The organism is Chloroflexus islandicus, from assembly GCF_001650695.1.
GTDB classification, from domain to species: domain Bacteria; phylum Chloroflexota; class Chloroflexia; order Chloroflexales; family Chloroflexaceae; genus Chloroflexus; species Chloroflexus islandicus.
This window is the reverse complement of sequence record NZ_LWQS01000114.1, coordinates 20,236-44,754: the sequence shown is the minus strand read 5'-3', so window position 1 is coordinate 44,754 and position 24,519 is coordinate 20,236. Positions and strand designations below refer to the sequence as shown.

Genomic DNA, 24,519 nt, shown 5'->3' with positions numbered 1-24,519 from the left:
TTGCACGAGGAAGGAGTGCAGGTTATGATTGGCGGTCTTGGCTGGGGTGAGCTGTTAATTATCCTCGTGATCGTGATTGCGATCTTTGGTGCTGGCAAGCTGGCCGGCCTCGGCGGCGCGCTCGGCAGCAGCATCCGCGAGTTTCGCAAGGCGGTGAAGGGCGACGAAGAGCCGCGCAATGACGCCAAAACCGAGGGCGAAACCAAAGCGTAGCGGTGGGTTGGTAACTACCCGCTGCAACAGCGCGGCGCATGTGGCGATTGCGTGCGCATCTATGAGAAGCGACTCCTCTATGGAGTGCGGCAGTTGAACTGCCGCACTCCATAATGGCTTGATCGAGAGAGTAGCTTTTGTCCGATATTGCGTATCTCCTGTCAGGCTTGTTGCGTCATTGTGATTGTGAACAACGCCTGCTGGCTTGGCGCTGGTAACGGTTTGCTTATTCCCTTGGCATTGCGCGGTATCGCGAGACTTGCGCCCCCTTGCGCCAATCCCCTGTGAAGGGGCAGCCTGTCGAAAGCAGCCGGATTGGTGATATTGTTGATGGAAAGATTAAGGAACGGGGCGCGTTGATCTGCGCCCTCGTGCTGTTTGCGTATGACGACCGATTTTTTTGATCAGGCAACCATTGTGGTGCGGGCCGGCAATGGCGGCAACGGTGCGGCGACCTTTCGCCGCGAGAAGTATGTGCCGCGCGGCGGCCCCAATGGCGGCGATGGCGGGCGCGGCGGCCACGTCTATCTCGTCGCCGACCCTGAATACAATACCCTGCTGCATTTTCGCTATCAGCGCAAGTTTGTCGCCGAGAATGGCGGTCACGGCGGCAAGAATGCGATGCATGGCCGCAATGGCGCCGATGTCGTTGTGCCGGTGCCTCCCGGGACGGTGGTGCGGGCCACGATCGATGGCGTGACCTATACCGTCGATCTTGCCCGGCCCGGCCAGCGCCTGCTCGCTGCCCGCGGCGGGCGCGGCGGTTTGGGTAATATCCATTTTGCCACCCCAACCCGCCAAGCACCGCGGCTCGCCGAGTTGGGCGAACCCGGCCAAGAGTTGACGCTTGAGCTCGAACTGAAGATGCTGGCGGATGTGGGGTTGGTTGGCTTTCCGAATGCCGGCAAATCGACTCTGCTCTCGGTGATCAGCGCTGCCCGGCCCAAGATTGCCGCCTACCCGTTTACCACTCTCACCCCTAATCTCGGCATTGTCGAAGTTGGCTTGCAGCGGTTTGTGGTGGCCGATATTCCCGGTTTGATCGAAGGGGCGCATGCCGGCGTCGGTCTCGGTCACGATTTTCTCCGCCATGTCGAGCGCACGCGCTTGCTGATCCACATCATCGATGCCGCCGGGGTTGATGGCCGTGCGCCGTGGGATGACTACGAGCAGATTAATACCGAACTACGCCTGTACCAGCCTGAATTGGCCCTGCGCAAGCAGGTGGTGGCGCTCAATAAGGCCGATTTGCCGGCGGCTCAAGAAAACCTGCCCATCTTGCGCTCTCGCCTGCCGGTGGCGCCAGAGGATCTGTTTGTGATTTCGGCGGCAACCGGCGCCGGCATCGAACCGCTCTTGCAGCGGGTGGCCGAGCTGTTGCGCGCCGATCCGCCACCCCAGCGCGAGCCGGTCGATCCCGATGAGCCGCCGCTCGAATGGCCGCTGCCGCCGGTTGATGAGAATGCCTTTACCATCGAACGTGAAGGCGATGCCTTCCGGGTGCGCGGGGTCAAGATCGAGCGCCTGATCGCGATGAGCAATCTCGACCAAGACGAGGCGCTCGACCGGATCCAGCGCGTGCTCGAAGCGAGCGGCATTAACGAGGCCCTGATAGCGGCTGGCGTTCAAGATGGTGATCTGGTGCGCATTGGGCGCGCCGAATTGGTGTGGGATGATAGCGGACGGCATATCGCATGACAACAACCCAACCTGCTGCTGCTCCGGCGATGCCACCCGCCGATCAGCTTGTGCAGACCCAGCACACGGTGGTGATCAATGGCGTTGAGATCGCGTATACGGCCACCGCCGGCGTGATCATTATGAAGGAGGAGGCGGAGAAGGATGGCGTCAGCGCCGGTGAGCAGGCGCGGGCCGGGATCTTCTTCGTCGCCTATACCCGCGATGATGTGAGTGATGCTAGCCGGCGTCCGCTTACCTTTGCCTTCAACGGCGGCCCCGGCTCGTCGTCGGTCTGGCTGCACCTCGGTTTGCTTGGCCCCCAGCGGGTGCTGATGACTGAAGAGGGGTGGCCGTTGCCGCCTCCCGGTCGTCTCGCGCCTAACCCGTACTCGTTGCTCGATGTGAGCGATCTGGTCTTTATCGATCCGGTCAGCACCGGCTATAGCCGTCCCGTCGCCGGCGAGTCGGCCAAGCAGTTTCACGATTTCCGCAAAGACATCGAGTCGGTGGGTGATTTTATCCGGCTGTACACCAGCCGCTACGGGCGCTGGCTGTCACCCAAGTATCTGGCCGGCGAGAGCTACGGCACCACCCGCGCCGCCGGTTTGGCTGGCTATTTGCAAGAACGGCACGGCCTCTACCTCAATGGCCTGATGCTGATCTCGGCGGTGTTGCACTTTCAGACCCTCTCGTTCGATCACGGCAACGATCTGCCCTACATGCTCTTTTTGCCAGCCTATACCGCCACCGCCTTCTACCACCGCCGGCTCGAACCGGAGTTGCAGCGCGATCTGGTCGCGACCCTGCGCGCTGCGGAAGCATTTGCGTTCGGCGACTATGCGCTGGCCTTGTTGCAGGGCGATCAGCTCGATCCGGCCACCTTCGAGCGTATCGCCACCCAATTGGCCCGCTACACCGGTCTCAGCCGCGACTATATTGCCCGCTCGCGCTTGCGGATTCGCGACGACCGGTTTGTGAAGGAGTTGCTGCGCGATCAGCACCGCACGGTGGGCCGGCTCGACAGCCGGTTTACCGGCAGCGATCGCGACGCAGTAGGCGAGACGGTCGAGCTTGATCCGAGCCTCGCCGCGATTACCGGCCCCTACACTGCCGCGCTCAACCATTATGTGCGCGAGCAGTTGGGCTTTAGCAGCGATCTGCCCTACGAAATCCTTACCGAGCGGGTGTGGCCGTGGAGTTTCAACGATCACCAAAACCGCTACGTTGATGTCGCCGAGACGCTGCGGCGGGCGATGCACCGTAATCCGGCGCTGCGCGTGCATGTCGCGAGCGGTTACTACGATCTGGCGACACCCTACTTTGCCACTCGCTATACGCTCAACCATCTCGCCCTCGATCCGGCGTTGCGCCGCCAGATCAGCGAGAGCTTCTACCCTGCCGGCCACATGATGTACATTCAGGAAACATCATTAGCGGCGCTCAAGGCAGTGCTGGCCGATTTCGTCGCTGTTGCCCCAGAGGAGGGAGCAAGCCAATGACCGAACCATGCCACATCAACGCCCAACGCCACTTCGTCCACCTTGGTCATGGCCGGGTCAGTGTTCTCGAATGGCCAAACGCCGGCCCCACCGCGCTGCTCTGCCACGGTATCACCAGCAGCGCCGTTACCCTCTGGCGGTTGGGGGCGGATTTGGCCGCCGAAGGTTGGCGGGTGATCGCGATTGATATGCCCGGCCACGGCCAGAGCGATCTGAGCCCGGCCTACGATATTGATACGGTGGCGAACATTGTGGGTGATCTGATCCAGACCTTGGGCCTGAGCGACATAGCGTTGATTGGCCATTCGTGGGGCGGGGCGACGACGCTGGCTTTGCTGAGCGGCGACCATCCGGCGCGGGCCACTGTGCGGCGGGCCGTGCTGGTCGATCCGCTGATCCGGCAAGAAGCGGCTGTGGCCCCGTCGTGGTTGCCGCAGTTTAGCCGGGGAGTAGGCGAGCCGCCGGAAGTGACCTTGCCAATGTTGCGCGAGACCAACCCGGATTGGCATCCGTGCGATTACTATTGGAAGGCGCAGGCGTTGGTCGAGTGCCGCTACGAGCAAGTGGCCGGCTTATTCCTCATGCCGGAAGACTGGACACTAGCGCCGCGGATTGGGCGGGTGCGGGCGCCGCTGCTGATCTTGCTGGCCGAACCGGAGTACACAATCGTACCGCCAGAGGTGCAAGCCGAACTACAGGCCGCCGCGCCGCCGGGTCTCGTGCAGATGCAGCTCATCCCCGGTACCAATCACAATATGCTGCGCGGGCCGGGCTATGGCCCGACGTATGCGGCCATCCGCGCCTTCCTTGCCGCACCGTCGTTGTAACCTCACATCGCCTCGCGCCGGGGTGGCGTGTGCAGATTGGCCGTCCGCTCGGCGGCGCGGGGCTGGTTGCGCACCAGCTCGGTGTAGCGGCGAGTCGAGCGTGGATCGCGATGGCCCAAAATCCGGCGCACTACCTGCTCTGGGTAAAACGTGATCAGCTCGGCGGCAGCGGTGTGGCGGAGGTGGTGCAACGTGTAGCGTGGCTGCTCGCGCCCATCGACAATATCGATCAGCCGGGCCGCCTTGCACACCGCCACCCAGCGCCGGTGCAGCGTGTCGTACGATGCGCGCGTGCCACGCGACGACCGGAAGAGCGGCGTGTCGGGCGGCAAATGCTCCATCTCGCGCACCCAACTGCGCAACCCGCGCAACGAACGCGGCATTGCATCAGGGGTCAGCGCAATCATCCGCTTATTCCCGCTCTTGCTGTCGCGCACCAGCAACATCTCGCGCCCCGGCTCAAGGATCACATCGCCAAGGTTGAGGTTGAGCACCTCGTCGGTGCGAATGCCGATCTCGCGCAATAGAGTGAAGATCAGCCGGTAGGGTTGCGGCGCAGTTGCGATCGCCTGATCTAGCGCGCGCAGTTCGGCCTCGTTGGCAATCGGCTGCGGATGGTGTTCGGTCGGAATCCGGCTGTTGATCTGCTCGATCGGATTATGGCTGACATACCCGCGTGCCAGCGCCCAGCGGAAAAACCGGCCCAGACTCGCAATCCGCCGGTTCGTCGTGCCCGGCTGTTCTTGCCGGCTAGCCAGAAAGTGTTGGATATCGCTGGCGGTAATGGCCGTGAGATCTTGGCTCAAGGCGGTTCCTGCCGTGCGCAAATCGCAACGGTACGAGGTGATGGTGTTTTCGCTCAACCCATCTTCCTGCTTCAGATCGGCCAGAAACTGCTCTAACTCGCTGATGATGGTGCGCGCCTGCTGCAGGCCGAATCCGCTTGCATTAGACATAGGACTCTCCTCTCTCCTGCCGCGATGACAGCGCTCGGCAATCGATGTCATCCGCAGCGAGCTGCTCGCGGCGCCAGATGATGCGCCCGCCGGCGAGCGGTAGGGTTGCGATCCTGTCGCTTCTGCGATGAAGCGCAAGTGTGTGTTGTGGTATGGCGCGGGTCGCGATCCGTGTAGTACCGCGACCACTCGCCGCAATCTTCCCAATCGCGTAAAGTATCTGCGCTGTGCGGAGCCACCTCAGTGCATAACCATTGACGCAAACTGATACCGGCTCATCCATCTTCCCGCCTGCCGGTATGCCGACCATTTTGCTTGCGCGCTCCCGTCCGCAGCATTTGCTGAGCGAGCCGGTGGGAAGACGGCTTGCTTGCCAGAGGCAAGCCGCGCGTAGCGGCCACCCATTGCTTGCCGATCACAGCCATCATGGTGCGGCCTCGGCGCGCAAAAGCGTTACATCAACGTCATATTCAGCGTTGCTTGCATTATAGCAAATACTTTGACATCATGCTAGTTCTAGAAATGAATATTTTTGCTATTGATTAAATGTTGGCAATGGCTTTGAATCGAGTTTGCAACCAAATTAATGACCGCAACAGATTGTTGGGATGCGCTAGCGGTCATGGGCTAGCTATGCTGCATTCAAGCAACGGCTGCGTCCCAACGCCAGCGAGCGTGTTCAATTTCGCCGTCGCCGTTGGCCAACAGGCGCCGCGTTGCCGGACTCTGCTGCGCGAGCAGCGGTTGGTGTCATCAACCTCGCGTTGATCTGGTATACTATCAGTACATGGTGAAAAGTGTGTCTATGACCCTATGTGGTCGGCTCACTCTATCGTTAGGAAGGAGGAGCTTCCTATCGTTTGATCACAAGAAGAGCCAAGATAAAAACAAAAAAGACAGAAAAACATGGCTAAAAAAGATCTGAATATCTAAGGTTTTCATAATATGAATACAATGGGAGAAGCGCGCAACGGGATGCGCTGGATCCGGGTTGATTTGCATCTGCACACGCCTGCGTCTGAGGATTACGCCGAACCAAACGTTTCTTACCTTGATATTCTACAGGAAGCTGAACGGCGCGGCCTTGAAATCATCGCCTTTACCGATCACAATACCGTCGCCGGCTACGAGCAGTTTCAACGCGAGATTGAGTTTCTGACCACGCTCGAAAAGGCTGGGCGGCTCACGGGTGAGGAAGAGGCGCGTTTGGCCGAGTACCGCCGTTTGCTGGCCAAGATCACCGTATTGCCCGGCTTTGAGTTTACGTCACACTTTGGCGCGCATATTCTTGGCATCTTTCCGCCCAATCGCCCGCTGAGCCTGATCGAAGCCACGTTGCTCCAACTCGGCATTCCCGCCGAGTCGCTGAAGGGTGGGGTGTGCAGCGTGGCCAATACCCGCCACGTCACCGAGGCCTACGAGATTATTCATCGCGCCGGCGGGATTGTGATCGCTGCCCATGCCAATGGCCCCAACGGCGTGATTACCGAGACCTTGCGCATGGGTACCAGCGGTCAAGCGCGCGTGGCGGTGACGCAAAGCCCCTATCTCCACGCGCTGGAGTTTATCAATTTCTATACCGATCACGAGAAGTTTACTTCACCCGGCTTCTACAACGGCAAGACCGAGCATTACGAGCGGCGCATGTTCTGCATCCAAGGCAGTGACGCGCATCGTCTGCGCCGCTTGGCCGAGTCTGACGCGCAGGCGACTCACCGCCACGGCATCGGTGATCGCTATTTCGAGGCCCTCTTGCCCGACCGTAGTTTCGAGGCGCTCAAGGCGCTCTTTTCTAGCCAAGATTTCGATCGGGTGCGCGTGCCTAAGCGCGATCAGAAGCAGTGGTCGCTCGATGTTGCCCGCTTTAGCGGCAGCACCGATCGCCAATTGCTGCGCGCAGTGGCCGATCCATCCGCGGCGGCGGCGCTCTGGCCCGATGTGGCGGCGTTGGCGAATATTGGCGGCGGGGTGTTGATCGTGGGCTGCGATCCCGGCGGCAAGGTGATTGGCGTCGAACGGCCCGACCAGATTACCGAGGCGCTCCGCCAGAGTGTGGTTGATCATCTGACCCCCGCACCCTATTTGTCGTTCGAGCTGATGCACTATGAGGGCCGTGATGTGATCCGGGTTGAGGTGAAGGCGAATGAGCCGCCGCCGTATGTCGGCAGCAACGGCACGGTGTATGTCCGCCGCGATAGCGAGACGGTGGCCGCTAATCGCAGCGAGATTATCCAGCTTTGCCGGCAGGCGATCGCCGCCGGCGAGCCGTCGCCGCTCGATAATGGCGAGACGCTCGAACTGCCCCGCTCTGGCGTCGAGATTGTCGCCAGCCAGCGCCGTGGCGGGACGTGGGTCTACGAGGTGCGCGATCTCCGCACCACTGCCGGCGTGACCCGTGACCGCGCGCAGGGGTTGTGGGCCTATGCGATTGGTCGCCACGAGGATTTGCGCGAAGGCCGGATCGATCTGCAAAGCCAAGTCCGCTGGCGGGGCCGGCTTGGTCTCTGGCGCGCTTACCGGCAGGGTTCGCGCGTGAAGTACGATCTGGTGCATCGCGACCAGAATGGTGTGATCGACCATATCTTCTATGGGGTGAGCGATTGGGGCTTGGGTGAAGCGTGGATGAGCCTGCTCAACGAGGCCGGTACCCGCGTTGAGACCGATACCGCCGATTTCGATCAGGAAGAGACGGTCGAAGCGCCGCCGCCGCCGTCTGAAATCGAGACGTGGGGTGAACGCCGCGTCCGCTGGCGTGGCAGAGGCGGGTTGGTGCGGATTTCGGTTGATAACGAGGGCCAGCCGCGCTTCGATCTGGTCATGAAGGATAAAGAGACTGGCGTGGTGCAAGAGTATAACAATGTGCCCCGCGAGAAGCTCTCTGACGCATGGCTGGCGCTGATCCGGGTCGCTCGTCCTCGCACCGGCATCGAGGTCGTGAGCGCCACTCGCAACGAAGAGGGTGAGTGGCTGTACGTCTTCCGCAATTTGCGCACCGGTGATGTCAGCAGCGCGCCATGGCGCTTGCAAGATATCGAACCCGGCACCGTGCGCGAGTATGCTGCTCGTATGTTCCACCAAGATATGCCGCTCGATCACGAGAAGGTGCGTTGGTGGGGCAATATCGGCTACCTCCGCCCGATGCGCTCGCAAGTCGATCTGGTCTATGTTGACGAACAGGGGGTCACTCACGTCTACTACGCTGCCCGCCGCGAAGAGTTGACCGGCGAGTGGCGCGAGTTGCTCCAACTCTACGGCGAGTGATTCTATATATGGAGTGCGGCAGTTCAACTGCCGCATGGGATATGCTGAGCACGGCTAAGCGCCGGCGTGGGGCAATGTTATGGCGTGCGGCAGTTCAACTGCCGCATCCGGTATGTTTGGCGTGCAAGCGCCGGCGTGGGGCAGCATTATGGCGTGCGGCAGTCCCCCTGCCGCACGTTATTGTTGGTTGGCGCGCTAGCCCCAACCGGCGGCACGCTGCCGAGCAATCGCCTGCCTATGCTATCTCAATCCTGCCTCGCTCAGCCACATACACCACCCGCGGTGCATCGTCCGCTGCCGGCGTCCAGTCCGGGGTGAGGCGCGCTGCCAAGCGCAAACCGCCGCTCGCCAGCGCCATGGCGATCTCATCGTCGCTCCATGGCCGTTCGCAATGAGTCTCTTCGCTGCGCCACCACCGCTCGCCGCGGCGCTGGAACCAGACGAAGCGGCCATACGCGCGCTGTTGCGCGTGGTCAAAGTGGAGCCGGTTGACGACCAGTAGCTCAGGCCCGTCAAAGAGCACCTGATCGTATTCGTGCCACGTGCGAAAGCCGGCGAGGGTGTTGAGGTCGAAGATGAATTGCCCGCCGGGGCGCAATAATCGGCCTACTGACCGGCAGACCTTGGCCAGATCATCATCATCAGTGAGATGGTTGAGGCTATCAAAGAGGCAGGTGCAGAGGTCGAAGCTCGCTGGCGGCAATCGCGGGTCATCCGGCAGCGCGCGGATGTCGGCTTCGATCCATTCGATCGCTAGCCCGCGCTGGCGTGCTTGTTCGCGGGCAATGGCCAGCATCGCCGGCGAGCCGTCAACTCCCACCACCGTCGCGCCGGCAGCCGCCAGTACTATCGCCGCCGCGCCGGTGCCGCAGGCGAGATCAAGCGCGCGCTGCGGCGGTGCCGGCAGTTGGGCAAGGATGATCTGCGCCAGCGCCGTGCCAAATGCCGCTTGGCCGGCGGCATGGTAGATCGGAGCGTAGTCGTGGTAGATCATAGGCTCTCTGAGCGGTTCGCCGTGCCCGCTCACGCCGCCAGTTGCTCCCACTGGGCGTATTTTTCGGCCAGCAACCGCTCCAGTTCGGCGTACTGCGCTCCCAGCGCCGTCAGCCGGGATACGTCCCGCGCTTGGCTGGCCGCGTCGAGTTCGCTGCTGAGGCGGGCAAGGTCTTGTTCCAGCGCGGTCACTTCGGCTTCCAACGCAGCCAGCCGGCGCTGCTTGGCCCGCTCGGCGTCGTCGGGCCGGGCCGGTTTGGCCGGCGCTGCCTTCGGCTCGGCGGCTTTGGGCGCCGGTGCAGGCGGCGCGGCGTTCTGCGCCGCCATATACTCGCTGTAGTTGCCGGCGAACTGCTTGATCCGGCCTTGCTCGACGATCCACAACTTGTCGGCCAGCGTGTCGATGAAGTAGCGGTCGTGCGAGACAAACAGGATCGAGCCGGTGTACTCTTTCAACACCGCTTCGAGCGCCTCACGGGCATCAATGTCGAGGTGGTTGGTCGGCTCGTCGAGCAAGAGCAGATTGCCCGGCAGCAGCGTCAATTGGGCCAACGCCACCCGCGATCGTTCGCCGCCGCTGAGGTCGGCGATCCGCTTGAACACATCGTCGCCGGTAAAGAGAAACCGGGCGAGCAGGTTGCGGGCCGGCCCTTCGCCGAGGCTCGGCGCGACCCGCAGCACCTCATCCAGTACGGTGTTGTTCCATTCCAGTACGTCATGGCCTTGGGCGTAGTACCCCACCCGCACTTCGTGGCCAAAGCGGGCCGCGCCTTGCAGCGGAGGCAATTGGCCGATTAGCGTGCGGAGCAGCGTCGTCTTGCCGCAGCCGTTTGGCCCTAGCAACCCGACCCGCTCGCCGCGCCGGATGGTCAAGTCATCGGCTCGCAGCAGCGTCTTGCCCTCGCCGCGCGGCCCCTGATAGCCGACTACCAACCCGTCAAGGCGTAAGACCAGCTCCCCCGACCGCAATTGGCTATCGAGCGCAACCCGCAGTTTGGCCGCCTCTTTTGGCCGGTCGAGCAACTGCTCGCGTTTGAGCCGCTCTAACCGCTTTTCGCGCCCTTTAGCCTCGCGTGCGCGCTGGCCGGCCTTGTAGCGCCGGATGAACTCTTCGGTACGGGCAATGAATGCTTGCTGGGCTTGGTACTCTTTCAGCCGCCGTTCCATGCGCTCGGCCTTCAGCGCCAGATACTTTTCGTAGCTGCCGGGGTAATCTTCGAGCCGGTTAAAACTGATCTCCAGCGTGCGCTTCGTCACCCGCTCAAGGAAGTAGCGGTCGTGTGAAACCACTACCAGCGTGCCGTCCCACGTGCGCAAGAACTGTTCGAGCCATTCGAGCGCCTGCATATCGAGATGGTTGGTCGGCTCGTCGAGCAGCAGCAAATCGGGATCGCTGAGCAGAGCGGCGGCCAGCGCGGCCCGCGTCTTTTGCCCGCCGGAAAACTGGCCCATACGCTGGTGGAACTGTTCAGGCCGGAAGCCGAGGCCGTGCAGGGTGCGCTCGATGCGATGCTCGATCTCATAGCCGCCGGCGTGCTCAAACCGCGCGCTCAGTTCGCCGTAGCGTTCCATCACCGCTTCCCAATCGGGGGCGGACGTATCGGCCAGCCGGGTCTCAAGGGCGGCCAGCTCGGCGCGCCAGTGATGGATCTCGGCCAGCGCCGCTTCCATCTCTTGCCAGAGGGTCAGATCGCCGCTGAAGCGCGTCTCTTGGGCCAGATAGGCGACGCGGGTGCCGCGGGCAAGGCTGAGACTGCCGCTATCCGGCGTCTCATAGCCAGCGATCATGCGCAGCAAGGTGCTCTTGCCAGCGCCATTCATGCCGACGATCGCCACCTTCTCACCGCGCGCAATTTGGAAGCTGACATCGTGGAAGATCAGCTCAGCGCCGTAGTATTTGCTGAGATTGGTTGCGTTGAGCAGGGTCATAGGTTTGGTTCTTACAATAGAAAAGACCAGCGCGCCGGCGCCGGTCTTAATTGGAGCGGGAGACGGGATTCGAACCCGCGACCTACACCTTGGCAAGGTGTCGCTCTACCAACTGAGCCACTCCCGCATCGCGCTTAGAGTATAGCACGATCTGCCGATTTGTGCAAGTGTGGTAGGATCGGTGCAAGGAAGCCTTGATCGTTCATGTGGAATGCTATGACATCACCGTCCCTGCGCCAACGTCTCGGTCGCCGTCTCGGCCTCACCCCGTACTATCAAGTTATTGTTGCTGAACCTGATCGCGTGCATTTACGGTCGTACCCGCAAGCGAATCGGGCCGCGGCGCTCCCGCTCTTTGTCGGTGGCGGGGTGTTGATGGCCATTGCTGTGGTCGCGTTACTCGCTGGCGTGTTAGCATCGCTGCAAGAGTTGGGGTTTGCCACGGCTGGTCTCAGCGCCGCTGCCGGCGGGTTGTTTGGCGGTTTGGCGATCCAGCGGTTGATTGGTGGTTATGCGATTGCTACCACCGCCAATGAAATTACGCTCGACGCCGAGACCTTCACCATCCGCCAAACCAGCCGGGTCGGGCGGCCACGCGAGCAGCAGATCGATCGCGCCGCGATCACGGGGTTGCGTTTGCGCCCCTACCGGATTGTCGCCGGTGGTCTGGTTCGCCGTCTGCAGCCGGTGCTCGCATTTGAGCTGCTGGTTGGCGATGAAGTGTGGATTATTGATAGCGCCGCCGTGCCGGCGGCGTTGCAACCGCTGGTCAATGCGATGGCGTTAGCATTGGGAATGCCGGTCGAGCGGGTCAATGAAATACGCTAGTTTACGTTGCTAAAACCTCACGCCCGCCAACTGGCGGGCGTGAGGTGGGAGGAAGGTGGAAGGTGTACGGGTTAGGGTAAGGGGGTTGGCCCTTGCGGATAGGCAATGCCGGCCTCGACACCCCACTGGAACCAGTTATTCACGAAATCGGGCATCGAGAAGAAGACACCTAGCGCGCCGGTGATGCCGCACAGCCATGCGAACCAGAAGGCCCACAGGTGGATCGAGTAAGCATTGGCGTTGAAGCCCATGCACCAGCGCCAGAAGAGTTGTGCCCGCTCGGTGCCGGTGCCGGGAGCCTGAATCTCATTCCATTCCTCGTGAGCGGCATACTTCTCAAGGGCCCAAATCGTGCCGGCGTGCATCGCCAACAAGACGGTCGAGCCTAGCAGGAAGAAGATCGAGAGCATGTGGAACGGGTTGTAGTAGAAGTTGCCGTAGCGCACGCTCACGTTATTCGTCCAGTCGAGCAGAGCCTTGATCCCGTGGGCGGGCGCCTCCGACCAATCACCCATCCACATCGGGCGGATGATATAGATCACCAGATAGAGCGCGATGGCACCGGTGAAGCCGTAGGCCAGATAGGGTTTGATGCCGAGCGCCTTAGCGCGGGTATAGATGTGCATATACCACGCAAAGATCGACACCGTGAGGAAGAAGGTGGCAATCAACCACCAACCGCCCTCGTTCAGCGGCGGGAAGCTCAACCCATAACGCGCCGGCGGCGGGTCGATCTGCAACACTACAAAATACTTGATAAACGCGACCGGGTTATAGTTCACCTGCGCCAGCATCACCACCAGCCAGATAAAGGTGAAGATACCGCCGGTGATGTAGGCCACTGCATTCCAAAAGCCAAGGTAGAACGGGCCAAGCTGGCTATCGAACCCAAAGTTCTCAAGCAGCGGAATCTCGATCGGTTTGCCGATGCGACCGCGATTACGGCCTAGTTCCAGATCGCCCGGCATCATGTCGATTGTCGCCATACCAATGCGCTCCTCTCTAGACGCCGCTCCAGAAGGGGAGGTTGTTCCAGAAGTTCCAGAAGCTCACCCAGTCTTGCACCGGCCAACCCGACAACAAGATGCACAGATCGGCTGACAAGACGCCGCCGCAGGCGAAGATAAAGCCAAGGCGGTGGACGCCGGCTTCGCCGACCGAGTAGTACTGCACATCACGGAAGAAGACGTTCTCGATGTCGCCGCCTTCGGGGCCGCGGTACTGCGCCGCGCTCAGGATCAGTGAGCCGTGGCAAGCCAGCAGCCATGTGGAGGCGAAGAGACCTGTGATCCCTATCGCGTGGAAGGGGTTGTAGAAGAAGTTGTTGTAGCGGTAGCCGAAGTTCGACACCCAGTCGAGGTGCGGCATCACGCCGAGCACAAAGCCTTCGTGCCACATCCCCAGCGCGATCGGGCGGATCACTTGCAACACCAGCCACGCCGAGAAGACCACGCCGTAGGCCACCGCGATATGGTAGCCCATATCGAGCTTCATGCTGATGTCAACCTGCCGCATCATCCAGCCGAAGAAGGCGATCGTGGCAAAGAACACGGTCATCTGCCACTCAAACCCTTGCTGGCCCGGCATTGCAAACCCAAGCCCAAGTTCAGCCGGCGGCGGATCGATGCGCCCAGCGAAGAAGTTTTGCGGAATGGAGTAGGGGCCGTTCAAGATGGCTGCATTGACGTAAAAGTATGTCCCAAAAATGATGCCAATGACCGAGATGAAGCCCCAGAAGCCGACGTAGAACGGGCCTACCCAGAAATCGAAGGGATCGTAGCGGAAGAGTGCGCTAAACGTTGTGCGCCCTTTGATCTTGTACTCCGGTTCGATTTCTTCGATCGTGCGCCCTCCCGGTACCCGTGTCGATCGCGCACCTTCAACCACGGTGAACGAAAAGTCGGGAAAGCGGGGGTCTTTCGCTTTTGCACTGCTCATAGCGACTCCCTCTGCTGGCGGCTGGCGCGGCGACCGCCTTCTTCATCGCGCCTTTCCACTGCCCTGACAGCGACAGCGTGTAATGATAAGCAAAATCTCGCGCCCTTTTCGGCCAGTATAATACGCTTGACAGGCATTGTCAAGCTACGGGTGTCGATATTTAATTTTGCATTATAAAGCCTCAAAACACGTTACTTGCACCTTGAACATCTCTTGTTCACTTCTTGCATATAAAACAAGAGGGACTTATGGTATACTGAGGGTGCGTCAGCAAGCCAAAACTGACCGAACGGGCGTGCAATGACCAGTCTTGCCGTTGTCATTCTGAACTATAACCGGGCCGATCTGCTCGCTGATTGTTTGGCCTCGATCGCCGCCGCTCCCACCCGTTGTACGCTGTCGGTATGGGTGGTTGATAATGCTTCGACCGATGGCAGTGCGGCGCTGGTGCGCGAGCGGTTTCCATGGGTGCATTTAATTGAAAGTCCGGTCAATGGTGGCTTTTCTGCCGGCAATAATCTGGCCTTGCGCCAAATTCTGGCCTTGCCCGATCCGCCGGCCTATATCTTGTTGCTGAATAACGATACGATTGTGCCGCCGGGTGCGCTTGACGGCTTGGTTGATTATCTCGAACGCCATCCGGCAGTCGGTGCAGTGGGGCCAAAGTTGCTCTTGCCCGATGGCTCGCTCGATCTGGCCTGCCGGCGGAGCTTTCCTACCCCGGCCATCGCTTTCTACCGCCTGTTCGGTCTATCTCGCCTCTTCCCGCGCAGCCGCCGTTTCGCCGCCTACAACATGACCTACCTCGATCCTGATGTTGAAACCGAGGTCGATTCGGTGGTGGGGGCCTGCATGATGGTGCGCACAGCGGTGGTGCGCGAAGTTGGCCTGCTCGACGAGACGTTTTTTATGTATGGCGAAGATCTCGATTGGGCCTACCGGATCAAGCAGTACGGCTGGAAGATTGTCTATTATCCCGCAGTGACGGTCTACCACTACAAGCGGGCCGCTTCCAGCCGCCGCCCGATCCCGTCGATCCGCGCCTTTTACGATGCGATGCGGCTGTTTCATCGCAAACATTACGCCGCCACCACGCCGGCGCCGCTCAATGGCCTGATCGAGCTGGGTATTACGATAAAGGAGCTGTGGGCGCTTGGCCGCAATCTCCTCCTCCCATCCAACGCGCGTCGCGCCAGTTAAAGCGCGGTCGTTGCTGCGCCCGCGTTCATGGCGTGCGCTGCTGCGCTTGCTGTTAGTCGCAATTGATGTGGCGGCGCTGAATCTGGCGGCGCAGCTTGCCTATGCCTTCGGCGCCGACTCGCTCGCTGCCGCCGGCTTTCGTATGCCTGCCGATCCGTTGACTCCCCTCCGCCTGAGTGTGATCGGCAGTGTGACCGCCCTAATCGTGTTTGCTAGCCATGGCCTCTACGAGATGAAACGCGGCGCCTCACGCCTCGATGAAGCGGTGAAGGTGGTGACGGCGGTCTCGTTTACGATGGTCTTGGTCATTTTCATCAATGCCCTCATCGGCGAGTTCGGCGGCGAAGAGATGCCATGGACGCGCGATATTCTCTTTCAGGGTTGGGGTCTGGCAGTGGCGGCCTGCCTGTTGGGCCGCTTCTCTCATCGTGCGCTGGTCTATGTGTTGCGCCGCTATTTCGACATCGATACCCGCCGGGTATTGATCGTCGGCGCGCGCGAACCCGGTCGCTTGGTGTGGAATACCATCCGCCGCCGGCCCGAATTGGGCTATCGGGTGCAGGGCTTTCTGTCCGATACCGTCCCGATTGGCGAGATCGTCGATGGCTTGCCGGTGCTCGGTCGCGCCGAACATATCTGCCGCGTGATCCGGGCAACCCGCGCCGATGAGGTGATTATCGCTCTCTCTGGCCGTTCCTCGCAGGATCTGGTGGAAGTGATTGCGCTGGCCGAAGATGAGTCAGTCGAAATCAAGGTCTATCCTGATACCTTCCAACTGATCACCAATAACGAGGTGTCGATCGGCGATCTCCGCGATTTGCCGCTGGTCAGCGTCAAGAATGCCGCGCTCGATAATCCGTGGAATCGGGCGCTTAAGCGCGGTCTCGATCTGGTGGTGGCGTCGCTGGTGTTGTTGTTTGCAGCGCCGGTGATGCTGTTGATTGCCCTCGCTATCCGGCTTGAGTCGCGTGGCCCGGTCTTCTTTTTGCAAGAGCGCGTCGGTCTCGATGGCAAGCCATTCTGGATGATTAAGTTTCGCACTATGCGCCCCGATGCTGAACGGTTTAGTACGTGGACGGTGCAGAACGATCCGCGGGTGACGCGCGTCGGGCGCTGGTTGCGCCGCACCAGCCTCGATGAGCTACCGCAGTTGATCAATGTCTTAATCGGTGAGATGTCGATCGTCGGCCCCCGTCCCGAACAGGCGCGTTGGGTTGAGCAGTTCCGCCAGCAGATTCCGCGCTACATGCGCCGCCATAAAGAGAAGGCCGGTCTGACCGGTTGGGCGCAGGTGAATGGCTTGCGTGGCGATACCAGCATCGAAGAACGTACCCGCTACGATCTGTATTACGTGGAAAATTGGTCGCTGCTCTTCGATATTAAGATTATTTTGCGCACTATCATTAACTTCATCACTGGCCGGCAAGAGAATGCGTATTGAGGGACGCCCTCCCGCCCCCCGTCTGTCATTGCGAGCCACCACCGGCGGCGCGCCCACCATGCCGGCACCTTCCTCCCCTCCCCCAGCGGGGGAGGGGTCAGGGGTGGGGGCATCTCTCCCCTCCCCCAGCGGGGGAGGGGTTGGGGGTGGGGGCAACAACGACGCCATCCCCCGCTGCCCTATTGTCATTGCGAGCCGCCTCCGGCGGCGAAGCAATCTCCTGCTTCAGCGGAAGCGCTACCTGCACGCCATTGGTCTGCGCCAAAGGGGGAGATTGCTTCGGGGGCTACGCCCCCTCGCAATGACAGACGGCCCCCCCTCGCAATGACAGACAGCACTGCGCGCCCTCGCAATGACAGACGGGCGCGCGCCCACCATGCCGGCACCTTCCTCCCCTCCCCCAGCGGGGGAGGGGTTGGGGGTGGGGGCAACAACGACGCCCTCCCGCCCCCGTCTGTCATTACGAGCCGCCTCCGGCGGCGAAGCAATCTCCTGCTTCAGCGGAAGCGCTACCTGCACGCCATTGGTCTGCGCCAAAGGGGGAGATTGCTTCGGGCGCTGCGCGCCCTCGCAATGACAGACGGCCCCCCCTCGCAATGACAGGAGGGGCGGCGCGCTCTCGCAATGACGGACGGCGCTGCGCCCCCTCGCAATGACAACAGGTCATCATCATCAAGCGAGCTTGCCAAAATCTGCGTAAAGTATGGTATACTGAGTGTTGAATATCTCCCCCATCAGCGTAATGCCCCGTCGCCCGCGCGAGGCCAGTGTCCTCAATGGAGGAGGATAACGATGGATGTAGTCGCTCGTGAAGCCGCCGCCCATGCTCGCCGGCTTGGCTATCAGGTTATCACTGCCGAACAGTTGCGCGCGACGCGCTGTTTGTTGGTCTTGGCCGAACCATCTGGCCAACCGTTTGCGGTGCTGGTTCAGCGCCGCGCGCTCATTACCGCCGCTAATGTGCAAGACTTTGCCGAAATCCTCTTCCTCCGCCGCCTGACTCGTGGCCTGCTGATTGCGGTTGATGGCGTCTTTAGCAATGAAGCTCGCCGCACCGCCCAAGAGTTGCGCCATGTTTCGATGACGCTCGCCACTGATCTTCCCCCAGCCAGTACGATCGCGGCTGCCGGTCTCAATCCGGCGGTTGATCTTGGATGATAGCAAGTACGGGCGGGTTGGCAACCCGCCCGTACTTGCTGCGCTGCTCCACGCGCTCCCCTATGGTACAATAGTGCCATGACCGAACCATTGTTACCGGCGGCGCAAACGCCGCACGAGCTCGATTTTATCAGCCATAGCCCGGCGCAAACCGAACGGATCGGCGCCCGGCTTGGCCATTTGTTGCGCGCTGGCGATGTGGTGCTGTTGTCGGGGCCGCTCGGCGCCGGCAAGACGCACCTGATCAAGGGCATTGCGCGCGGGTTGGGGTATGACGGCCCGGTGACCAGCCCTACCTTTGTGCTGATCAATGAGTATCGCGCCGATGCCGCGCATGGCCGGTTGCCGATCTATCACGTTGATCTCTACCGCGTCAGCGGCGTGACCGAATTAGCTACGATTGGCCTCGATGAACTCTGGCTGGCCGATGGCGTATGCCTGATCGAATGGCCGGAACGCGCGGCAGCAGCGTTGCCGCCCGACCATGTGCATATTACCCTGAGTTATGTGAGCGAGACCAAGCGGCGGTTGCGGTTGGCGCCGCACGGCGCTCGTTACCGTGAGCTGCTGGCAATGTTTAAGGAGGCGACGTTCGGCTAATGTTGCTCGCGATCGATACCGCTACCGCTCTCACCGGTCTGGCACTCTATGGCCCCCATGGCCCGCTCGCCGAAAGCGTGTGGGAATCAGGGCGGAACCATACTGCCCAACTGTTGCCGCAAATCGATGCGTTGTTACGCTATGCCGGCGCGGCGCCGGCTGATCTTACCGTGCTCGCCGTGGGGTTAGGGCCGGAGAGCTGGAGCGGCTTGCGGGTCGGGTTGAGTCTGGCGAAGGGGATGGCTTTGGCCGCTGATCTGCCGTTGATCGGCATCCCGACGCTCGATGCGCTGGCGTATCAGTATCTGCCCACGACGTTGCCGATCTATCCGCTGATCCGGTTGGGCCGGGAACGTTACGCGACCGCGCCATTTGCTGCGCGTGACCGGCTCGAACGTCTTGCGCCTGACCGTAATCTGACGCTCAGCGAGTTGTGCGCCGAGGTGAACGGCCCGGCGTTGTTTTGCGGCGATCTCGACGCAGCCACGATCGCTGGTTTGCAACGCGGCTTGGGCGATCGGGCGCTGTTGCCGCTACCCGCCGCTCGGCTGCGCCGGCCCGCCTTTTTGGCCGAGCTGGCATGGCACCGCCACCTCGAACAGCGTTACGACGATCTGGCCACGCTTGAACCCATCTACCTTGGCGAACCGGTGCGCGCGCCTGCCGCCGGTGCGCGGCCAAGCTGATCTTCTGCGGGGGGAAGCTATGTCTGCCCTACGTCGCTTTGAACAGTTTATGGAGCAGATGGTCGAAGGATCGGTGGCGCGGATGTTCCGCAGCCCGATCCAACCTGTCGAAATTGCCCGCCGGCTTGAGCGGGCCATGGAGAGCAATCAGAAGATTAGTATCAAGCGGGTGATTGTGCCGAGTTTCTACCGCGCCTATCTGCATCCGCAAGATTTTGCCGCGTTCCAACCGGTGCGCCAGCAGCTCGAACAAGAGATGGCGACCTACCTGAGCGAGCTGGCCGCTGAACGCAACTTTACCCTGCTTGACCAGCCGCGGGTCGTGCTGGCTGAAGACCCCTCGGTGCCGCGCCGTTCGATACAGGTGGTGGCCGAAATGAGCGATAGCCAAGCCGAACAGCCGAATATGACGATGATTATGCAGGCTGATCGAGGTGTTGGCCGCTCGTCGGGGGCGTTTCTACTCTTGCATACTGGCCACGAACCGCAGGCGCTGCCGATCGAGACGACTACAGTGACGATTGGCCGCGGCCTCGATAATGATATTATCCTCGAAGACACGCGCGTGTCGCGCAAGCATGCCCAGTTGCGCTATCGCCAACGCCAGTTTTGGCTGTTTGATCTTGGCAGCACCAACGGGACGTTTGTGAATGGCGAACGGATTGCTGAACGCGCGCTGCGCGATGGTGATGTCGTCTCGTTGGGCGGGCTTGAGTTGACCTTTCGCGAGGGCTAGCCGATGTTTTTCGATATCGCCAGCATCTCGATCGGCATTATCTTGCTCTTGCTACGGGTAGCGGTTGTCTTTCTGCTGTACTTCTTTCTCTGGCAGGTCGTGCAGGTGATCCGGCGCGATCTGTCTCGTCCCGCCGTAGCTACCACTGTCGCGAGCCCGTATGGCCAGTTGGTGGTAACAATTTCTGGCCAGAGCGGGGTAGCGGTTGGCAAGACTTTTCCGCTCAATCCCGATACCTTGATCGGGCGGAGCCCGCACTGTGATATTGTGCTGAATGATACCTTTCTCTCTAGCGAGCACGCGCGACTCAAGCGCCGCGGCAATGTCTGGATCCTCGAAGACCTCAATAGCACCAACGGCACCTTCCTCAATGGCTTTGAAGTGACCGAGCCGACCGAAGTTCATCCCGGCGATGCGATTCGGGTGGGCCGGGTCGAACTGCGCTTCGAGCCGTCAGCCGGCAGATAGTTGTCATTTCGCTACCAACTATGATAAATACTCATTACAATTCTGGCCGGAAGGTTGCGCCGGTTGGTACGCATTTGTGATATACTTCTCATCGCCTTTTTGTTTCACCCGCCCAACGGAGGATAGGCAATGCTTGCCGATTATGCTCTGATAGGCATCTTTCTGCTTGCTGCGATCAGCTTCCCGCTGATCCCGCTCGTGCTCGCCTTCTTCCTGCGCCCCAAACGCCCGACGCCGCTGAAAACCAGCACCTACGAGTGCGGGTTGGAAGCGCTCGGCGATGTCCACGTCCAATTCAAAGTGCAGTATTACCTCTATGCGCTTGCCTTCGTGATTTTTGATATTGAAGTGATCTTCTTGTATCCGTGGGCGGTAGCATTCAATGCAGTGGGTCTCTATGGCCTGATTGCGGCGACGATTTTCCTCCTCATGCTGTTTGCCGGCTTGCTCTACGAATGGCGCAAAGGCGCTCTAGAGTGGGTGTGATTATGGCTGATGTCGATCCGACCCAGCTCGAACTTGAGCGGCAGGGGATTTTGTTAACCACCGTCAATCGGTTTTACAACTGGGGCCGCCGTTCGTCGATCTGGCCAATGGCGTTTGGGTTGGCCTGTTGCGCGATCGAGATGATGGCGTTTGGTCTGAGCCGCTACGATGTCGCTCGCTTCGGCGCTGAGCTGTTTCGCGCGTCGCCGCGCCAAGCCGATCTAATGATCGTGGCCGGCACTGTGACCAAGAAGATGGCCCCGCAAGTGGTGCGGCTGTATAACCAGATGGCCGAGCCGCGCTATGTGATTTCGATGGGGGCGTGCGCGACGTCCGGCGGCCCGTTTCGCGACGGCTACAACGTGTTGCGCGGGATCGATTTGCTCATCCCGGTTGATGTGTACGTTCCCGGTTGCCCGCCGCGTCCCGAAGCCCTTCTCCATGCGCTGATGACCTTGCAAGAGCAGATCGATCAGCAGAAGCTTGGCCGGGTGCGCTGGTACGGCAGTGGCGAGAAACCGCAAACGGACGATTTTCCGGTGCCGACCTTCGGCGCGAAAGGGCTTGAGATTGACGGCAAGCTGGTCGATCCGGTCGGCGGCTTACCGTTGCTCAGCTCGTATACCTCACCGAGCCACGGCGAACGGCGGTCGGGCCATATCGAGCATCCCGAAGTGGTGCGCCAGTTCCCGATTATGGATCCGGAAGTTGAATTGGAGCATGCCTTGAAGGCGCGCGGGATCTCGCCTGAGATTGCCGCAGATGATTTGAAGCGGAGCGGGGTGAGCGATGCCTGAGATGACTCCTGCCGAGCTGCGCGCCCGCCTTGCCGAGGCATTGCCGGCTGCGTTGGTCGAGGCGGAACCGCTGGCGATCACGCCGCCGCCCGCCCACGGCCCCCAACCCGGCCTGTTTAACCCGCCCGATCCGGTGGTGCGGCCCGATCAGTTGGTCGCCGCGGCGCTCTTTGTGCGCGACACGCTCGGCTATGCCTATCTGTCCGATATTGCCGTGGTCGATTACCTGCACGCCGGTTGCTTCGAGCTGGTCTACCGCTTCTACCATCCATCCGGCGGCCCCAGTATCGTATTGCGCGTGCGCGTGCCGCGTGATGAGCCGGTCGTGCCGTCGCTGACGCCGCACTGGCCTGCTGCCAACTTCCACGAGCGCGAGGCGTTCGATCTGTTTGGGATCGAGTTTACCGGCCATCCCTTCCTGCGCCGCATCTATATGTGGGATGAATTTGAAGGTTTCCCGATGCGCAAAGACTTTCCCCGGCAGGGTGATAAGTATTTGGGTGGTGAGAGCGAGGGGTGAGAGAGCAGTGATGGCGCTGTTAGTGGTTGGCTTTCTTGCCCGTGAACATCATCGTGGATGTATTACGTGCGCCGAATGCAGACTGATATGGATGGAATGCGGCAGTTTCACTGCCGCATTCGCGAAAAGATCTGCGACGCTCGTCGATCGTTTGACGCTCAATCAATCAACGTAGCCTGATCTCGCCCCAAGCGAATGGGCTATCAGCATAGAAAAAACCGGTGCTGCTATGCTTCAGACCCAAGAGCTGCAAGTCAATATCGGCCCGCAACACCCGTCCACTCACGGCGTGTTTCGCATGCTGGTGACGGTCGACGGTGAGACGGTGATTGATCTGAAGCCGGTGTTTGGTTATCTGCATCGCAACCACGAGCAGATCGCCGAGGCGAATTCGTATTTGCAGAACATGCCCTACACCGACCGGCTCGATTACTTCAATTCGATGGCCAATAATCACGCCTACGCGATGGCGGTCGAACGGCTGGCCGGGATTGAAGTGCCCGAACGGGCCGAGTATATCCGGGTGTTGATGGTCGAGCTGACCCGCATCCTTAATCATGCTAGCGCGGTCGGCTTTATGATCAACGACATGGGTGCGTGGCAGACGCCGCTGGCGTTTGGGATGCGCGAGCGCGAGAAGATTCTCGATCTGTTCGAGATGGCGAGCGGCGCGCGCTTGATGTGCAATTATTTCCGGTTCGGCGGTGTGGTGCGCGATCTACCCCCTGAATTTATTCCCAATTTGCGCGAGTTGCTGCGCGCGCTGCCGGCGTATATCGATGAACTGGAGCGGTTGCTGCGCGATAACGAGATTTTGCTGCAACGGGCGATCGGGATCGGCATTCTGCCGCCGGAAGTTGCCCTGTCGTATGGCGTCAGCGGCCCGGTGCTGCGCGGTTCCGGCATTCCCTACGATGTGCGCAAAGCCGAGCCGTACAGTGTCTACGACCGGTTTGATTTTGATGTGCCGGTCGGCAAGGTCGGCGATGTGTACGACCGCTTTCTGGTGCGGATCGAGGAGATGCGCCAGAGCAAGCGGATTATCGAGCAGGTGCTTGAGCAGTTGCCCGACGCGAAAGGCGGCCACATCAACCCCAAGGCCCGCCAGAACGTGCGCCCGCCGGTGGGTGATGCCTACGCCCGCATTGAATCGCCCAAAGGCGAACTCGGCTTCTATCTGGTCAGCGATGGCAGCACCCGGCCATACCGCTACAAAGTGCGCGCGCCGTCGTTCATCAATCTCACCCCGCTGGCCGATATGTGCCGCGGCTATAAGGTGGCCGATATTGTGGTCATCCTTGGCAGTATTGACATCGTGATGGGGGAGGTGGATCGATGACAGCCTCGCCGTTTGAGATAGAGATTCCGCGTGGGCGGGTGATCGAAGTGCAGCGCGACGATACCCGCGTGCGGCGCGGCACTGGTCTGCTGCGCGGGATGGCGGTGATCTGGAAGCACTGGAAGGAGTCGTTTAAGCTCAATCGTAGCTACAGCCAGATCCACGGCACGTTTACGATCGAGTACCCGGAAGAGCGTCCACGCATCCCGGAAGCCTACCGCAACATGCCGATCCTGCTCTACGATGACGAGACGGGTCACGAACTCTGCACCTCGTGCTTCCAATGCGAACGGATCTGCCCGCCGCAGGTGATCCACATGACGCAGGCCAAAGATCCGGCCACCGGCAAACCGGTGCCGGCAGTGGCCGAGTTTATCATCGAGTACGATGCCTGCATGAGCTGCGGCTTTTGCGCTGAAGTCTGCCCGTTCGACGCGATCAAGATGGATCACGAGTTTGAGCTGTCAACTGACGATCACCTTCGGTTGACCGTGCATAAAGAGCAGTTACTCCGGCCAATCAGCTATTACGCCCACATCGCACCCACAATGTGGGCCGAGGTGCGTGAGGGTGCATTGAAGAAGTTGCAGGGCAACATCCGCCGCCGGCCCGATGTCATTGGCTTGGCGCCGCAGTTGACCGAGAAGATCGCGGCGCGGCGGGCTGAGTTGGCGGCGCAAGCGGCGCAGGCGGCCCAAGCAGCGGCGGCTACGCCGGCTCCACCGGCAGCGCCGGCAGCGGCTGCGCCGGCCCCGGCGGAAGGCCGCAAGTTGACGCCAGAAGAGAAGGCGGCGAAGCTGGCGGCTATCCGCGCCGCCAATGCGGCTAAGAAACAACAATCCGGCGACGGCTCGTAGCGCCGCACGGACGTGCGGCTCCTATGGAGAGAGGGATGTGCAGCCGCACGGCGGTGCGGCTCCTATAGAGAGAGGGATGTACAGCCGCACGGCGTGCGGCTCCATAG

23 protein-coding genes and 1 tRNA gene are annotated in these 24,519 nt (G+C 60.9%); 18 read left to right on the top strand and 6 right to left on the bottom strand.

From position 1 onward, the window contains the following. Positions 1-24 precede the first annotated feature (24 nt). From tatA to A6A03_RS18970, 4 genes are all read left to right on the top strand, one after another. Positions 25-213, top strand: coding sequence for a twin-arginine translocase TatA/TatE family subunit (gene tatA, locus A6A03_RS18985; RefSeq protein WP_066791399.1), 189 nt, complete (start codon positions 25-27; stop codon positions 211-213). Between the two features lie 378 nt (positions 214-591). Beyond that, positions 592-1,911 (top strand): GTPase ObgE, encoded by a 1,320-nt coding sequence (gene obgE, locus A6A03_RS18980; RefSeq protein WP_066791397.1) that lies wholly within the window; start codon positions 592-594, stop codon positions 1,909-1,911. Further along, positions 1,908-3,392 (top strand): S10 family peptidase, encoded by a 1,485-nt coding sequence (locus A6A03_RS18975; RefSeq protein WP_066791395.1) that lies wholly within the window; start codon positions 1,908-1,910, stop codon positions 3,390-3,392. Before obgE ends, A6A03_RS18975 begins: the two co-directional genes overlap by 4 nt. Further along, complete coding sequence (locus A6A03_RS18970) at positions 3,389-4,219, top strand: alpha/beta fold hydrolase (protein WP_066791394.1); 831 nt, start codon at positions 3,389-3,391, stop codon at positions 4,217-4,219. The genes A6A03_RS18975 and A6A03_RS18970 overlap by 4 nt, the downstream gene beginning before the upstream one ends. Before the next feature lie 2 nt (positions 4,220-4,221). On the opposite strand, the gene A6A03_RS18965 is transcribed toward A6A03_RS18970, so the two are convergent. Then, positions 4,222-5,175, bottom strand: coding sequence for a tyrosine-type recombinase/integrase (locus A6A03_RS18965; protein ID WP_066791392.1), 954 nt, complete (start codon positions 5,173-5,175; stop codon positions 4,222-4,224). 945 nt (positions 5,176-6,120) lie between these two features. Between A6A03_RS18965 and A6A03_RS18955 the strand changes: the two genes are divergently transcribed. Continuing rightward, positions 6,121-8,436: an RNA-binding domain-containing protein gene (locus A6A03_RS18955; protein WP_066791388.1), complete on the top strand. Its 2,316-nt coding sequence runs from the start codon at positions 6,121-6,123 to the stop codon at positions 8,434-8,436. A gap of 235 nt (positions 8,437-8,671) precedes the next feature. Here the strand turns inward: A6A03_RS18955 and A6A03_RS18950 are convergent, their stop codons facing one another. The 3 genes from A6A03_RS18950 to A6A03_RS18940 form a co-directional block, all read right to left on the bottom strand. Then, positions 8,672-9,430, bottom strand: coding sequence for a class I SAM-dependent methyltransferase (locus A6A03_RS18950; RefSeq protein ID WP_066791386.1), 759 nt, complete (start codon positions 9,428-9,430; stop codon positions 8,672-8,674). A gap of 29 nt (positions 9,431-9,459) precedes the next feature. After that, the gene (locus tag A6A03_RS18945) at positions 9,460-11,358 is read right to left on the bottom strand and encodes an ABC-F family ATP-binding cassette domain-containing protein (protein WP_066791384.1); all 1,899 of its coding nucleotides are present in this window, start codon (positions 11,356-11,358) and stop codon (positions 9,460-9,462) included. Between the two features lie 51 nt (positions 11,359-11,409). Continuing rightward, positions 11,410-11,485 (bottom strand) — tRNA-Gly (locus tag A6A03_RS18940). Positions 11,486-11,574: 89 nt separating this feature from the next. Between A6A03_RS18940 and A6A03_RS18935 the strand changes: the two genes are divergently transcribed. Beyond that, positions 11,575-12,186, top strand: a complete 612-nt coding sequence (locus A6A03_RS18935; RefSeq protein ID WP_066791516.1) for a hypothetical protein — start codon at positions 11,575-11,577, stop codon at positions 12,184-12,186. Positions 12,187-12,257: 71 nt separating this feature from the next. On the opposite strand, the gene pufM is transcribed toward A6A03_RS18935, so the two are convergent. Then, positions 12,258-13,172 (bottom strand): photosynthetic reaction center subunit M, encoded by a 915-nt coding sequence (gene pufM, locus A6A03_RS18930; protein WP_066791382.1) that lies wholly within the window; start codon positions 13,170-13,172, stop codon positions 12,258-12,260. A 16-nt stretch (positions 13,173-13,188) separates the two neighbouring features. Continuing rightward, on the bottom strand, positions 13,189-14,124 hold the full coding sequence (locus tag A6A03_RS18925; RefSeq protein ID WP_066791380.1) for a photosynthetic reaction center family protein: 936 nt from the start codon (positions 14,122-14,124) through the stop codon (positions 13,189-13,191). Positions 14,125-14,424: 300 nt separating this feature from the next. On the opposite strand from A6A03_RS18925, the gene A6A03_RS18920 reads away from it, so the two are divergent. From A6A03_RS18920 to A6A03_RS18865, 12 genes are all read left to right on the top strand, one after another. Continuing rightward, positions 14,425-15,324, top strand: coding sequence for a glycosyltransferase family 2 protein (locus A6A03_RS18920; RefSeq protein ID WP_066791379.1), 900 nt, complete (start codon positions 14,425-14,427; stop codon positions 15,322-15,324). Then, the gene (locus tag A6A03_RS18915; protein WP_245669064.1) at positions 15,278-16,765 is read left to right on the top strand and encodes an undecaprenyl-phosphate glucose phosphotransferase; all 1,488 of its coding nucleotides are present in this window, start codon (positions 15,278-15,280) and stop codon (positions 16,763-16,765) included. Before A6A03_RS18920 ends, A6A03_RS18915 begins: the two co-directional genes overlap by 47 nt. Positions 16,766-17,557: 792 nt before the next feature. Further along, positions 17,558-17,923: a hypothetical protein gene (locus tag A6A03_RS18910; RefSeq protein WP_066791375.1), complete on the top strand. Its 366-nt coding sequence runs from the start codon at positions 17,558-17,560 to the stop codon at positions 17,921-17,923. Positions 17,924-18,001: 78 nt separating this feature from the next. Beyond that, positions 18,002-18,523: a tRNA (adenosine(37)-N6)-threonylcarbamoyltransferase complex ATPase subunit type 1 TsaE gene (tsaE, locus tag A6A03_RS18905; RefSeq protein WP_066791373.1), complete on the top strand. Its 522-nt coding sequence runs from the start codon at positions 18,002-18,004 to the stop codon at positions 18,521-18,523. Continuing rightward, positions 18,523-19,209, top strand: coding sequence for a tRNA (adenosine(37)-N6)-threonylcarbamoyltransferase complex dimerization subunit type 1 TsaB (tsaB, locus tag A6A03_RS18900; RefSeq protein ID WP_066791372.1), 687 nt, complete (start codon positions 18,523-18,525; stop codon positions 19,207-19,209). The genes tsaE and tsaB overlap by 1 nt, the downstream gene beginning before the upstream one ends. A 19-nt stretch (positions 19,210-19,228) precedes the next feature. Further along, complete coding sequence (locus tag A6A03_RS18895; RefSeq protein ID WP_066791514.1) at positions 19,229-19,945, top strand: FHA domain-containing protein; 717 nt, start codon at positions 19,229-19,231, stop codon at positions 19,943-19,945. A gap of 3 nt (positions 19,946-19,948) precedes the next feature. Beyond that, positions 19,949-20,413, top strand: a complete 465-nt coding sequence (locus A6A03_RS18890) for an FHA domain-containing protein (protein WP_066791371.1) — start codon at positions 19,949-19,951, stop codon at positions 20,411-20,413. 129 nt (positions 20,414-20,542) lie between these two features. Beyond that, on the top strand, positions 20,543-20,899 hold the full coding sequence (locus A6A03_RS18885) for an NADH-quinone oxidoreductase subunit A (RefSeq protein ID WP_066791367.1): 357 nt from the start codon (positions 20,543-20,545) through the stop codon (positions 20,897-20,899). Between the two features lie 2 nt (positions 20,900-20,901). Next, a complete protein-coding gene (locus A6A03_RS18880; RefSeq protein ID WP_066791513.1) occupies positions 20,902-21,696 on the top strand; it encodes an NADH-quinone oxidoreductase subunit B in 795 nt (264 codons plus the stop codon). Next, on the top strand, positions 21,689-22,216 hold the full coding sequence (locus tag A6A03_RS18875; protein WP_066791365.1) for an NADH-quinone oxidoreductase subunit C: 528 nt from the start codon (positions 21,689-21,691) through the stop codon (positions 22,214-22,216). The genes A6A03_RS18880 and A6A03_RS18875 overlap by 8 nt, the downstream gene beginning before the upstream one ends. A gap of 229 nt (positions 22,217-22,445) precedes the next feature. After that, entirely contained in the window at positions 22,446-23,555 is a 1,110-nt protein-coding gene (locus A6A03_RS18870; RefSeq protein WP_066791364.1) for an NADH-quinone oxidoreductase subunit D, read from the top strand. After that, entirely contained in the window at positions 23,552-24,412 is an 861-nt protein-coding gene (locus A6A03_RS18865; protein ID WP_245669063.1) for a 4Fe-4S dicluster domain-containing protein, read from the top strand. The genes A6A03_RS18870 and A6A03_RS18865 overlap by 4 nt, the downstream gene beginning before the upstream one ends. Positions 24,413-24,519: the final 107 nt, after the last annotated feature.

Coding starts and splice junctions, on each gene's coding strand:
- tatA (WP_066791399.1), top strand. CDS start 25: ATGATTGGCGGTCTTGGCTGGGGTGAGCTGTTAATTATCCTCGTGATC.
- A6A03_RS18975 (WP_066791395.1), top strand. CDS start 1,908: ATGACAACAACCCAACCTGCTGCTGCTCCGGCGATGCCACCCGCCGAT.
- A6A03_RS18970 (WP_066791394.1), top strand. CDS start 3,389: ATGACCGAACCATGCCACATCAACGCCCAACGCCACTTCGTCCACCTT.
- A6A03_RS18965 (WP_066791392.1), bottom strand. CDS start 5,175: ATGTCTAATGCAAGCGGATTCGGCCTGCAGCAGGCGCGCACCATCATC.
- A6A03_RS18955 (WP_066791388.1), top strand. CDS start 6,121: ATGAATACAATGGGAGAAGCGCGCAACGGGATGCGCTGGATCCGGGTT.
- A6A03_RS18950 (WP_066791386.1), bottom strand. CDS start 9,430: ATGATCTACCACGACTACGCTCCGATCTACCATGCCGCCGGCCAAGCG.
- A6A03_RS18945 (WP_066791384.1), bottom strand. CDS start 11,358: ATGACCCTGCTCAACGCAACCAATCTCAGCAAATACTACGGCGCTGAG.
- A6A03_RS18935 (WP_066791516.1), top strand. CDS start 11,575: ATGACATCACCGTCCCTGCGCCAACGTCTCGGTCGCCGTCTCGGCCTC.
- pufM (WP_066791382.1), bottom strand. CDS start 13,172: ATGGCGACAATCGACATGATGCCGGGCGATCTGGAACTAGGCCGTAAT.
- A6A03_RS18925 (WP_066791380.1), bottom strand. CDS start 14,124: ATGAGCAGTGCAAAAGCGAAAGACCCCCGCTTTCCCGACTTTTCGTTC.
- A6A03_RS18920 (WP_066791379.1), top strand. CDS start 14,425: ATGACCAGTCTTGCCGTTGTCATTCTGAACTATAACCGGGCCGATCTG.
- A6A03_RS18910 (WP_066791375.1), top strand. CDS start 17,558: ATGGATGTAGTCGCTCGTGAAGCCGCCGCCCATGCTCGCCGGCTTGGC.
- tsaE (WP_066791373.1), top strand. CDS start 18,002: ATGACCGAACCATTGTTACCGGCGGCGCAAACGCCGCACGAGCTCGAT.
- tsaB (WP_066791372.1), top strand. CDS start 18,523: ATGTTGCTCGCGATCGATACCGCTACCGCTCTCACCGGTCTGGCACTC.
- A6A03_RS18895 (WP_066791514.1), top strand. CDS start 19,229: ATGTCTGCCCTACGTCGCTTTGAACAGTTTATGGAGCAGATGGTCGAA.
- A6A03_RS18890 (WP_066791371.1), top strand. CDS start 19,949: ATGTTTTTCGATATCGCCAGCATCTCGATCGGCATTATCTTGCTCTTG.
- A6A03_RS18885 (WP_066791367.1), top strand. CDS start 20,543: ATGCTTGCCGATTATGCTCTGATAGGCATCTTTCTGCTTGCTGCGATC.
- A6A03_RS18880 (WP_066791513.1), top strand. CDS start 20,902: ATGGCTGATGTCGATCCGACCCAGCTCGAACTTGAGCGGCAGGGGATT.
- A6A03_RS18875 (WP_066791365.1), top strand. CDS start 21,689: ATGCCTGAGATGACTCCTGCCGAGCTGCGCGCCCGCCTTGCCGAGGCA.
- A6A03_RS18870 (WP_066791364.1), top strand. CDS start 22,446: ATGCTTCAGACCCAAGAGCTGCAAGTCAATATCGGCCCGCAACACCCG.
- A6A03_RS18865 (WP_245669063.1), top strand. CDS start 23,552: ATGACAGCCTCGCCGTTTGAGATAGAGATTCCGCGTGGGCGGGTGATC.